This is a genomic window from Flavobacterium sp. XN-5, from assembly GCF_008033395.2.
GTDB classification, from domain to species: Bacteria; Bacteroidota; Bacteroidia; order Flavobacteriales; family Flavobacteriaceae; genus Flavobacterium; species Flavobacterium hiemivividum.
The window spans coordinates 237,379-249,940 of the sequence record NZ_VOGZ02000003.1 but is presented as its reverse complement, the minus strand read 5'-3'; the positions used below and the strand labels follow the sequence as shown (position 1 = coordinate 249,940).

Here is a 12,562-nt window from a genome sequence, read left to right as displayed (position 1 = left end):
TTAAATTTAAAATTGAACTTGAATTCCTAACGAGAATGACTTAGCTAATGGATATGGATCTTCATTGTTTATTTGATCTGTAATTGTACCTCTTTCTGAAAAAGTTTCAGGGTCTATTCCAGGCCATTTTGTCCATGTTACTAAATTTGTTCCTGTCAACGTAAGTGTCGCTCTATCAACACCAATTTTATCTAACAATTGTTGTTCAAAATTGTAGCTAAACTGTAGGCTTCTTAAACGCAAGTAAGATGTGTCATATATATATCTATCTGAAACTCTACCATTAGCAGACGGATCTGAATAAAGTGCTTTTGCATAACGAGCATTTGGATTTTCTGGAGTCCAAGTATTTAATGCATACTCACTGTATTTATTTTCACCCAATGAATTGTAAACTCCCGTAGGAATTGCATTCCAAATCGATTTTGCTCCTACAGAATACTGTAACAAGGCATTAAGGCTAAAATTTTTGTAAGCAAATGTATTTGAAATTCCACCAAAAAAGTCTGGTTGGATATTCCCGATTATAGCTCTGTCATCAATTGTGATTTGACCGTCTCCATTTACGTCTTCCATCATGAAATCTCCCACACTAGTTGACATTTTATCATAAATCCCTGTTGGTGAAGCATTATTCAACGCATCTACTTCGTCTTGAGTTTGAAAAATCTTAGCCACTTTATATCCTTTAATCGTACCTACTGGCTGACCTTCAATATAGTAGTCCAACTGAAATGGGTTGATACTAGCACCGTTTAATTTCACCAATTTATTTCTGTTAAACGACCAGTTTACATTTGTAGACCAAACAAAGTCTTCACTTCTCACGATATCACCGCCTAAGCTTACTTCAACTCCTCTATTAGTTACATCCATAAAGTTTGAATAATAAGTAGCAGGACCTAACTCCTTTGGACTAGGTGTTCTAGTTAAAGCGTCAGTAGTTTTTCTATCGTAGATATCAAAACTTCCTTTCAAACGGTTATTGAAGAATCCAAAGTCTAAACCTAAATTCACCTCATCAGTTGTCTCCCAACCTATGTTAGGGTTTGGAAAATTATCATCTGGAACAACAGCTGAATTACCATTGTAAATATTACCAGATTGAGTTTGAAAAAACTGTAAATAAGCAAAATCAGAAACATTCGTAGAACCTACTCTACCAATACTCGCTCTTAATTTCAATACATTTACTTTCTCACTATCCAATAAAAACTCTTCATTAGAAACATTCCAACTTGCAGATAAGGAGGGGAAATATCCTCTTTTATTACCTGGACCAAATTTTGAAGAAGTATCTGTTCTAAAATTTAAAGTTGCATTGTATAAGTTTTTATAACCATAGTTCAAACGAGAAAACAAAGAATACAATCCTGTTTCTACTCTATTACTAGAATAACCTATTACAGTTCTTGCTGCAGAAGCATTGATTAAAACCTCATCATCTGGAAAACCGGCATAAAAATTACTCTTACTATTAAAGTTGGTATTGTCCCAAGCAGCTCCTGCTAATAAACCTATTTTATGATCTGAAATATTAAACTCATAATTAGCAGTAAGATTCGTTGTAACATTTGAAACCAAACCATCATCTTCACTTAAGTAAGAATCGTTAGGAAAAAACAGAAAATCTGTCTCTGAAATTTTTGGAATAAAAGAGCTGTTTCTATTGTAAAATACCGAAGCATTTACATCTGTTTTAATCTTTAAATCTTTTAATGGCTCTACTTCTAGATAAGCACTACTAATAAAGTTATAAGACTTATTATTTGTCTTGTTACTTAGACGCATTAATGGATTCGGCTCCAATGTTGGGAAAAATGCATATTGCCAATCCATTTGCCCTAATAATTTTCCATTCTCATCTCTCACAGGTAAATCAGGACGAGCACGGGCGATAGAAGTGTTAACTGTGAACTGATTTAAAATATCATTCTCACCTGAATTTGCCTCAGTATGTCCTACATTTATCGAACTTCCTAATCTTACATAGTCACTCAACTCTGTATCTACAGAAAGTCCTAAATTATATTGTTTAAATTCATCATTAACTGTTAAACCTTCCTGATCTATAAATGAAGAACTGAAATTGTAATTGGTTTTATCGCTACCGCCACTCAAACTTAAATTAGCTTGTCTTGTTATTGCCATACTTCTAAAAACTTCTTTGTTCCAATCCGTATCGGCAGTACCAAAATAATCGTCTTTTATACCATCATAATTTACCATGAAGGTATCCCAGTCAATTGCTACATTAGCAATACCCTCTAAATCAAAAGAAACAAAAGGATCTAATTGACCGCTATTCATAGCTCCTACTGTATTAGATAACAATAAGTTGTAGTAATTTTTATATTGACTAGCATTTAATACTCCAACCGTTTTTACAGGTTGAGCTAAAGTAGTTGCGTATGAAAAATTCACTCTTGGCGCTTGCCCTTTTTTACCTCTTTTTGTTTTGATGATTATTACACCATTTGCTCCGCGTGAACCATAGATAGCGGTTGCTCCAGCATCTTTCAACACATCAAAGCTTTCAATATCATTAGGATTCAATGTCGACAATGGATTTGCTCCTTGCATTGCATCAATATTAAATGGCACTCCATCAATAACAAATAATGGCTGATTCAATCCTCCCGCAGATAATGGTGAAGTAATTCCTCTAATGTTGATACGAACTGGCGCACCCGGACGACCCGTATTTTGAGATACTTGTAATCCTTTTACTAAACCACCTAAGGCTCTGTCAAATCCTATAGCTCCAGTTGCAGCCTGCACAATATCTTTAGTACTTACAGATGAAACAGCTCCCGAAAACTCAGTGCGTTTTTGATTACCATAACCTACTAGCACTACTTCCTCAAGCTCATTAACTTCTGCCTCAAGAACTATATTTACATCAGTTTGATTCGTGATTTTTACACTTGCTGGCTTATAACCCAAATGTGAAAAGACTAAAATTTTTCCTTTTTCAGTTAGTGCTAATTCAAATTTACCATCAAAGTTTGTAAATGTTCCTTAAGAAGTACCTCTAACAGCGATAGAAACACCCACTAAAGGAAGTCCCATTTCATCCGTCACCGTTCCTCTTATAACAATATCCGCATTTGCCTTAGAATTGCTAAATTGATTCGAAATCGGTTCTTGTTTTGAAGTTAAAACAATATGCGTTCCAGTTACTTTGTAATCTGTGCTTGTTCCTTTAAATAAAATATTCAAGACTGAATTAATATTTTCGTCTTTTACTTTAATATCTATTGTACGATCTAGATTAACAGATCTATTGTTGAAAATAAATTTATAGTCAGTATCACTTTCAATTTTTTCAATTACTTTGGCCACCTCAATATTATTGGCTATTAATGAAACCTTTGTTTTTTGGGAATAAAGTCCAGTGGCGTGAACTACGGACAAGGTAGTAAGTAATAATAAAGTGGTTAGTTTCATTTTTAAATCAAATTTAAAAAAAGGTTTATCAAACCTGGTACTCTTAGATAGTTTTTTCATACTTTCAAATGTTTTTTTTTTAATGCGGTTAGTTTAGTTAAATTATTACGCTTATTTACCGGCCAATATTCGAGCATTTACAATCTCTTTTACTTAGCGGTACAAACGACCTTAGTTCTTGGTTTTACATCATAGGCAACAGTATTGGATTTTTATTGAATTATAATTGTATTGTCTTTTATTTTATAATTGATAGCGTAGCTATCATTAAGAAACTTAAGTACTACGGCAATAGGCTCATTATCAAAACGCGCACTAAAAACTTCTTTTCCAAGCGTTTTATTTTTATTAATAAAAGTCACGTTATAATGGCGTTCTAATTTTTTGATAATGGCATCAAAAGGCATGTTCTTGAAAACTAAACTTCCTGTGACCCATGCAGTATAAATATCAGTGTTTACTTTTTCGGTAAAAATATTTTGTTGTCCTTTAGTATTCGAACCTTTTAAACCAGGAGTTAATTTCACTAAGTTATTAGTCGTTTTTTGATCTTTATAAAGTCCTACACTTCCTTCTACAAGTACAACTTCAGAGGTAACGTCTTCTGGATAGCTACTCATATTAAATTTAGTACCTAGAACTTCAACATTCATTTCTTGAGTATTTACAGTAAATGGATGTGCTTTGTCTTTGGCAACTTCAAAAAATGCTTCTCCAGTTAGAAAAACTTGTCGGTTTTGATTTTTCAAAAATCGAACAGGATACTTTAATGTAGTTCCAGAATTTAAGTGTACAATAGTCCCATCTGATAAGGCAACCTGAAATCGTTTCCCGTAAGGTATCTTTATTGTATTGTATGCTAAAACTCCATCAGATTCTTCATCTGAATACATAATCTTATTTTTATCTTGCTTCCCTACGATCTGTCCAAACTTATTAGTAATGCTTGCAGAAGTTGCTGGATTAATGACTTGCACTTCGCCGTTATCAGATTGTAGCGTAATCAACTCTTCTCTGGGAATTAAAACTTCGTCATTTTGACTTAAAACACTATTATTTTGATAAAAATAAAATGCACTTAAACCTATTACAAGTACAGCTGCATATTTCAAATAAGATTGAAATCTACGTCTTAAAAACACATTGTTTTCCTCCCTAATTTTTTGCAATAGATCCTTTTTTGTCGCCTCAGAATCAAATGTGTTCATAGCATAGTCAATCGCATAATTTGTTTTTACGAAATCCTTAAACACCATTTGATTATCCATATTCCCGTCGAGCCATTCAGTAAGAGCTTGAATCTCTTCTAAATTTGCTTGATTTGTAATGAATTTTACAATTAGTCGTTCTGCTTTTTTCAATGTCATCATGGACTTTCTTTTTTACTACTACGAAGCCCAAATCCAATACCCTAATAATTAGTTCATCTTTTTTTTATTTCGAATGAATTTTATCTGATAATTTCTTTCCTTTGCTTCCATGAATAGCGCTGATTTTAATAATAATGACTTTCTCATAGAACGCCTGAGCAAAGGCGACGAAAAAGCATATGAGTACTTGATGAATACCTATCATCACAAACTTTGTGTTTATGCAAATAGTCTTATTAGGAATATTTATGCCGCCGAAGACATCGTTCAAAATGTTTTTGTTAAAGTATGGGAACAACGCACAAGATTAAAACAGAGCCATTCCATCCAAAGTTTTTTGTATAAACTAGTATATAATGAGTTTATCGATCAATACCGTAAAAACCAATCGCTGTTTACGCTCGAAAAAACTTTTTTTGAAGCTTTAAATACAGCCGCTCAAGAAAACAATGCCGAAGACATGGAACGAATAGTGACCGTTCTAAACAAGGAAATTAAAAATCTTCCTCCAAAATGCAAAGAGGTTTTTATTTTAAGTAAGCAAGAAGGCTTAACAAATGTCGAAATTGCAGAACATCTTAATGTTTCGATTAAAACAGTCGAAGCCCAAATAACAAAGGCCTTTACTTTACTACGCTTAACTTTACAAGAAAAAGTAAAAACGATTTTATTTCATTTATTTGGCAAAGGACTGTCAATTTTTAAAAGAAAGAAAAAACAACAGGAAACCTATATATAGTACTCTTATATAAATTAAATTTTAACATCCCTTTTCAAAGTTGTACTTTAGTACTGTCTTGCTTTAATTTAGCTTCAAGTCTTAGCTTTATAATATAAATTTTGTTTCAACTGTTTAACGTATGAAGTTGTCCAAGTTTGAACTTTAAACTACAAAAATGAAAATAAAAGAAATACTATCCGTTCTCGAAGAAATGGCTCCGCTGGCTTATGCCGAAGATTTTGACAATGTTGGTCTATTAGTCGGTGACCAAAACAGCGAAGCGACTGGAGTTCTAGTGTGTCACGACGCCTTAGAAAATGTGATTGACGAGGCAATTGAAAAAAATTGCAACCTAGTCGTTTGTTTTCACCCTATTTTATTCTCAGGTCTAAAGAAAATAACGGGTAAAAATTATGTAGAACGTTCCATTATAAAAGCCATAAAAAATGACATTGCCATATATGCCGTTCACACTGCCTTAGACAATCATCAACACGGAGTTAATAAAATATTTTGTGACGCAATTGGCTTAGTTAATACTTCGGTTTTAGTACCAAAGCAAAATTTTATTCGAAAACTAATTACCTACACTATTCCAGAGAACGCTGAAAAAGTACGCAACGCACTCTTTGAAGCTGGCGCCGGAAAAATTGGTAATTATGAAGACTGCAGTTTCAACTCTAAAGGAATTGGCACTTATATGGGCAATGAAAATAGCGATCCACAATTAGGCGAGCGATTTGAATTTGTGGAAACTCCCGAAATTAAAATCGAAGTAACATTCGAAAAACATTTAGAATCTAAAATTCTTAAAGCCCTTTTTAGTAATCATGTGTATGAAGAAGTCGCTTACGAAATTTATGAATTGCAAAACCAACATCAAAATATAGGATTAGGAATGATTGGAGAATTTAATACTCCAATGGAAGAGAAAGACTTTTTAGCACTGGTCAAGGACAAAATGAAATCGGATGGAATTCGTCATTCGGCATTTTTAGGAAAACCAATAAAAAAGGTGGCCGTCTTGGGAGGTTCCGGAAGTTATGCTATAAAAAATGCAATTTTGGCTGGAGCCGATGCTTTTTTAACCGCTGATTTAAAGTATCATCAGTTTTATGAGGCCGAAAACCAGCTTCTTTTGGCCGATATTGGACATTTTGAAAGCGAACGCTATACAAAAAATTATATTGTTGATTATCTTCGGAAAAAAATCCTTAATTTTGCCATCATTTTATCAGAAGAAAATACAAATCCAGTTAAGTACTTATAGAATATGGCGAATACGAAAGAATTAAGTGTTGAGGACAAGTTAAGAGCAATTTACGATTTACAACTTATTGACTCTAGAATTGACGAAATTAGAAATGTAAGAGGAGAACTTCCTTTAGAAGTGGAAGATTTAGAAGATGAAGTTGCAGGCTTGAGCACACGTTCTGAAAAATTGAAAAGCGAACTTGAAGTTATCGAGGATCTTATCAAAGGAAAAAAGAATGCAATTGATGAGCACAAAGAAGCTATCAAAAAGTACACAAAACAACAAGAAAGTGTTCGTAACAATAGAGAATTCAACTCTTTGACAAAAGAAGTTGAGTTTCAAGAGCTTGAAATTCAATTAGCTGAAAAGCAAATGAAAGAAATGAAAGCTTCTATTGAGCACAAGAAAGAAGTTATTTCTCAATCTAAAGAAAGATTAGAAGTAAAATCAAATCACTTGAAACATAAAAAATCAGAATTAGACGCAATTATGTCTGAAACTGCTAAGGAAGAGGAATATTTAACAGAGCAATCTGCTGAATACCAAACTCAAATCGACGCAAGATTACTAGCTGCTTACACTAGAATTAGAACAAGTGTTCGTAATGGTTTAGCTGTTGTTTCTATCGAAAGAGGTGCATCTGCAGGATCTTTCTTTACAATTCCACCTCAAACTCAGGTTGAGATTGCTTCTAGAAAGAAAATTATAATCGACGAGCATTCAGGAAGAATTTTAGTTGACAGCGTTTTAGCTGATGAAGAAAAAGAAAAAATGGAAAAATTATTTTCTAAATTCTAAATATAATTCAGTCCCGATTCACATCGGGACTTTTTTTTTACTAAATGAGCATGACCGTAATTTCTTCGCAAACACCAATAATCATATGCGAAACGAAGTTCGATGACACAAAAAAAACAACTTGAAAGATCATCAATTACACATGACCGATAAAAATCAATAAATATCTACATGTGAAAAAATCAATCTACTTCCTTTTTACTAAGTCTGTCGGATTTTACATTAATTTCCTGAGTTTTATACTCCCCAAAAAAGCGACTCAACTTGCTTATACTTTATTTAGCGAACCTAGAGACGGAAAATTATCTAAGAACAAGCTTCCGGCAATCCTTCAAGAAACAGAGCAAGAAACCTATCATCACAACGGAGCCCATTTTCAAACCTATACTTGGAAAGGGAATGATACAATTGTTCTTTTAGCCCACGGCTGGGAAAGTAATGCCTCGCGCTGGGAAAAAATATTGCCTTATTTAAGAAAATCCGGTAGCACCATTATCGCTATCGACGCTCCAGCTCACGGACTTTCGAGCGGAAAGGAATTCAACATCCCGCAATATGCCGCCTTTATTGATATTTTAGTGAGTAAATTTAAACCACAGTACCTCATCGGACATTCTCTAGGTGGAAAGACTTGTTTATACTATCAATCTACCTATCAGAATAATAGTATTGAAAAAACGGTATTATTAGGTTCGCCGAGCGATTTCAATATTATACTTAATAATTATATCGCAATGCTTAGTTTAAATTCTATAATCTCCAGAGGCTTAGAAGCGCATTATCTCAATCATTTCAAATTGAAATTAGAGAATTTTTCTGGAAAAGTTTTTGCCGCAGCAATACCAACAAAAGGATTTATCGCCCACGATACGGAGGACACTGTTGTTTTATTCGAAGAAGGGAAAAAAATAGCTAGCACTTGGAAAAATGCTGTTTTTATTGAAACCAGTGGTCTAGGTCACAGCATGCACAGCGACGAATTATATAAAAAAGTCTCCCGTTTCTTATTTGACTAATTTAAAAAAAACTATTTCGCAAAGATTCACAAAGGAAACACAAAACTTCACGGAGAATTTTATAATTTTTTTAAAAAAAACTTTGAGCATCTCTGCGTTTTAATTTTAAGAACCTTTGTGTAACAATACTTTTCAAATCAATTTTAAATAGTATCTAATTATCAAATTCATTACTTTTGCAGTATGGAAGAAAATCTAAAACGCCTTAATAAATTCATAGGAGAAACTGGGTATTGCTCCCGTCGAGAAGCTGATAAACTAATCGATGAAGGACGTGTTACGCTTAACGGAGTTATCCCCGAATTAGGTACTAAGGTTGCACCGCATGACGAAGTGCGTATTGACGGTAAATTGATACGTGAAAAAAACGAGAGACCCGTTTACCTCGCTTTCTACAAACCAGTAGGAATTGAATGTACCACAAACTTAGAAGTTCACAACAACATTGTAGATTACATCAACTATCCTACCCGTATTTTCCCCATTGGCCGACTAGATAAAGCCAGTGAAGGATTAATTTTCATGACTAATGACGGTGATATTGTAAATAAGATTTTACGCGCTAGAAACAATCACGAAAAAGAATATACGGTAACGGTAAACAAACCTATTACAGATCGTTTCATTGAAAGAATGGGAAATGGAATTCCTATTTTGGACACTGTTACTAAAAAATGTAAGGTCGAACAAATAAGCAAATATATCTTCAAAATCATCTTGACGCAGGGCCTAAACCGCCAAATTCGTAGAATGACAGAATACTTGGGTTATGAAGTGACAGCGCTAAAACGCATCCGAATCATCAATATATCACTAGATGTTCCTATGGGAAGATACCGTGATTTGACTGATGCCGAGATGAAGGAAATGAACGAGCTTATTGAGCCTTCCAGTAAAACAGAAGAAGCTAGTTTACAAGGCACAGATAAGCCTCAAAGAAGAACTGAATTCATCAAAAAAGACGACCCGAGATTTAAGAAAAGGGGGGATTACTAATGAAACAATCCCTCTAGAATTTTATCTAACGCTGCCGCATCAGGATTAACAGCTAAAATCACGCCTTTAGCATCAACTAGAAAAGTAGAACCTCCAGAATTAGAGATGTTGTATTTGTCCCAAATTCTATTTGTATTTTCCAGTTCAATAAGATTCAACCAAGGATATTTATCTTTTTCAACGGCTTTCTTAAAAGCATTTGTGTTTTTAAATTCGTTAGCCACACCTAAAATTACAAAACCTTTCTCTTTGTATTTCTCATAAATGGGAATATAACTTTTGCTGGTTACCCGACATGGGCCACACCAAGAAGCCCACATATCTAATAAAGCTACTTTTCCTGCAACAATATCCGAAGCTCTTATAATTTCTCCATCAATAGTGGGAGCATAAAAATCAATATACATGCCTCCTACTGTTGCTGTTTTAATGCCTTCCAAAATAGTATTCATTTGTTTGGTATAGGGATGCAAAGGAAACTTCTTTGAATATAGTGCAGCTAAATTTGACAATACATTTAAATCAGTCGTTTTTTGGTTTTGTTTATACCATCTCACATTATATAACAAAAGAGAATAGGAAAAAATATCTTGATTTGTTTTTATGTACTTTGTTTCCCAATCAAATTTTAATTTTCGAATAGAATCCATCTTATTATTCAGAAACCAAACTCTAGGAGTAAAACCTTTTTCTGTTTCTAATAATTCATCTCGCGACTTAAAAAGTTCATTCAATTCTTCATCTTTTTCATGACCTCTAATCTTATCCATAATAACATTTACTGCTGCACTAAAATATTTATTGGAGCCCCAAAGTGAGTCTATTTCATGGCTAAAAGGTTTTTCGATAGGATCAAATATTTTCTCTTGCTCTATTTTATAAGCAATCATTTTCTTAGTCAATTTCTCTCCTGAAATTGTATTATTATTAAAATCTTTTCCTGCATATAAATTAAAGTTAACTGCTCCATTTTCTGCAAAGAACGAAATGGACCTAAAAGCACCATTCTCCAATTCTTCTCCTAAAATCAAAGTATATTTTTCAGCAACATTTGTTTTTAAATCATATTCAAAATATCCATCCACAATGGGAATTTTCACTCCACTTTTAAAGGGATCATCTTTCTCCGTAACCAACATCAAATAGGTTGAAGTTCCATCTGTAAGCGTCCCTTTTAATTTACAAGCAATTATTGCTGTTGATTTGATCCCTAAATCAGTATTTGTACTGTTTATTGAAACTGATTTTAAACTAGAATCTGGTTTTAAGTTGGTTGTTTGACAAAAACCAGTATAGCTAACAAAAAGAAAACTGAGGATAAAAAAAGATTTTTTCATGTATTTATTGATTTAAAAAAAGCCGTTTTACTTGCTTGCTAGTTTTGCACTAAATATAGAAAATATCTTGAGTAAAATATGTATTAATGAAATAAACAATATAAGTCTAAACTTCAAAAGACAACTCAATGCGCAGGAACATTAACGGGAGTAGTGTAATTTTAAAAAAAACTAATTACAAACACCAACCCTTGAAGAGTAAAAACGGCTTGGAAGCAAATGAAAAACACTACTGTATCCTTCTTCTCCTAGCTTTAACGATTTGTTCGTCAATTAAAATAGCTTCGTTGATCTGTTGTTTTAAAGAAACAACATCAATAGCTTCGATAGAAGAAAATAGGGTGTTTGAAGTAAAAATAGACGTCTCAAAAGTTTCATCTCTAAACGAGCTGTTTTTACAGAAACCTATAGCGACACCTTTCTCAACTTTCCCCCAAGGAATAGAAGCTGGCCAAATATAACAAATTCTTGAATGACGGTAATAAAACGGGACATTATGAGCTAATTTCTCTTTGCAATCCGGCATGCATTCTAGAATAATTTTACGAAGAAAAAGGACAATTGCCAGTTCTTCTGCAGGCAAATAATCCAGAAACTCCTCTATAGAATTAAAATCTAATGTGTGTGGTTCTTCCATAACTAAAAAAGCCTATTCGAAATGGAATAGGCCTTGTTTATATTTTATTTTCTACTTCTAATTTTTCGAGCCAAAAGTGTATTTTTCAATAACATGGCAATGGTCATAGGCCCTACTCCTCCAGGAACCGGAGTAATAAAAGATGATTTTTTACTAACTTCTTCAAAATCAACGTCTCCTGTGATAATGTATCCTTTTGGGTGTGAGGCATCTTCTACTCTTGTAATTCCTACATCGATTACCACAACACCATCCTTCACCATATCTGCTTTCAAATAATTAGGAACTCCAAGTGCTGTAATGATAATGTCGGCAGTCTTAGTGTATTCTTCAATATTTTTGGTTCTGCTGTGCGTCAGTGTAACCGTTGAATCACCAGGATATCCTTTGCGACTCATTAAGATACTCATAGGACGTCCTACAATATGACTGCGACCAATAACAACAGTATGTTTCCCTGCCGTCTCAACTTTATAACGCTCTAACAACTCCATAATTCCATAAGGAGTAGCAGGTAAAAAAGTATCCATTTCTAACGCCATTTTTCCAAAATTTGCAGGGTGAAAACCATCTACATCTTTATCAGGATCAATTGCCATCAGTATTTTTTGCTCGTCGATATGCTTAGGCAAAGGCAACTGAACGATATAACCATCTAAATTATCATTGTCGTTAAGTTCTTTGATTTTGTCTAATAATTCAGCCTCAGTAATCGTTTCTGGCAAAGCCACTAGCGTTGATTCAAAACCGATTTGCTCACAAGAGCGTACTTTACTCCCAACATAAGTTAAACTTGCTCCATTGCTTCCAACTATAACAGCTGCTAAATGAGGTACTTTTTCCCCATTGTCTTTCATCATTTGTACTTCGACTGCGATTTCATTTTTAATATCCGCTGCTGTTTTCTTTCCGTCTAGTAGTTGCATTTTCTATTGCTTTTGGCTTTTGGCACAATTAATTGTTTACTATTTTCTATATTTCA

The 12,562-nt window shown here is 33.6% G+C and carries 10 protein-coding genes and 1 pseudogene; 5 read left to right on the top strand and 6 right to left on the bottom strand.

The window, feature by feature from the left end:
- Window positions 1-6: 6 nt before the first annotated feature.
- From FQU23_RS08315 to FQU23_RS08310, 3 genes and pseudogenes are all read right to left on the bottom strand, one after another.
- Window positions 7-3,009 (bottom strand): annotated as a pseudogene (locus FQU23_RS08315) (SusC/RagA family TonB-linked outer membrane protein); the annotation flags it as partial.
- Window positions 3,010-3,021: 12 nt separating this feature from the next.
- Window positions 3,022-3,510, bottom strand: coding sequence for an STN domain-containing protein (locus FQU23_RS16180; protein ID WP_245181086.1), 489 nt, complete (start codon window positions 3,508-3,510; stop codon window positions 3,022-3,024).
- A gap of 152 nt (window positions 3,511-3,662) precedes the next feature.
- Window positions 3,663-4,820, bottom strand: coding sequence for a FecR family protein (locus FQU23_RS08310; protein WP_147673454.1), 1,158 nt, complete (start codon window positions 4,818-4,820; stop codon window positions 3,663-3,665).
- Window positions 4,821-4,929: 109 nt separating this feature from the next.
- On the opposite strand from FQU23_RS08310, the gene FQU23_RS08305 reads away from it, so the two are divergent.
- The 5 genes from FQU23_RS08305 (at window position 4,930) to rluF (ending at window position 9,606) form a co-directional block, all read left to right on the top strand.
- The gene (locus tag FQU23_RS08305; RefSeq protein ID WP_147673453.1) at window positions 4,930-5,559 is read left to right on the top strand and encodes an RNA polymerase sigma factor; all 630 of its coding nucleotides are present in this window, start codon (window positions 4,930-4,932) and stop codon (window positions 5,557-5,559) included.
- Between the two features lie 157 nt (window positions 5,560-5,716).
- Entirely contained in the window at window positions 5,717-6,811 is a 1,095-nt protein-coding gene (locus tag FQU23_RS08300; RefSeq protein WP_147673452.1) for a Nif3-like dinuclear metal center hexameric protein, read from the top strand.
- A 3-nt stretch (window positions 6,812-6,814) separates the two neighbouring features.
- Window positions 6,815-7,594: a zinc ribbon domain-containing protein gene (locus tag FQU23_RS08295; RefSeq protein WP_132110355.1), complete on the top strand. Its 780-nt coding sequence runs from the start codon at window positions 6,815-6,817 to the stop codon at window positions 7,592-7,594.
- Window positions 7,595-7,767: 173 nt separating this feature from the next.
- Entirely contained in the window at window positions 7,768-8,610 is an 843-nt protein-coding gene (locus tag FQU23_RS08290) for an alpha/beta fold hydrolase (RefSeq protein WP_147673451.1), read from the top strand.
- A 183-nt stretch (window positions 8,611-8,793) separates the two neighbouring features.
- Window positions 8,794-9,606: a 23S rRNA pseudouridine(2604) synthase RluF gene (gene rluF, locus FQU23_RS08285; RefSeq protein WP_147673450.1), complete on the top strand. Its 813-nt coding sequence runs from the start codon at window positions 8,794-8,796 to the stop codon at window positions 9,604-9,606.
- Here the strand turns inward: rluF and FQU23_RS08280 are convergent.
- From FQU23_RS08280 to FQU23_RS08270, 3 genes are all read right to left on the bottom strand, one after another.
- Window positions 9,603-10,943 carry a TlpA disulfide reductase family protein gene (locus FQU23_RS08280; protein WP_147673449.1) on the bottom strand — a complete coding sequence of 447 codons (1,341 nt, stop codon included), beginning with the start codon at window positions 10,941-10,943 and terminating at the stop codon, window positions 9,603-9,605. The two genes, rluF and FQU23_RS08280, sit on opposite strands and share 4 nt — an antisense overlap.
- Window positions 10,944-11,172: 229 nt before the next feature.
- Window positions 11,173-11,580 carry a DUF1801 domain-containing protein gene (locus FQU23_RS08275; protein WP_147673448.1) on the bottom strand — a complete coding sequence of 136 codons (408 nt, stop codon included), beginning with the start codon at window positions 11,578-11,580 and terminating at the stop codon, window positions 11,173-11,175.
- A gap of 44 nt (window positions 11,581-11,624) precedes the next feature.
- Window positions 11,625-12,506 (bottom strand): bifunctional 5,10-methylenetetrahydrofolate dehydrogenase/5,10-methenyltetrahydrofolate cyclohydrolase, encoded by an 882-nt coding sequence (locus tag FQU23_RS08270; RefSeq protein WP_147673447.1) that lies wholly within the window; start codon window positions 12,504-12,506, stop codon window positions 11,625-11,627.
- Between the last annotated feature and the right edge of the window lie 56 nt (window positions 12,507-12,562).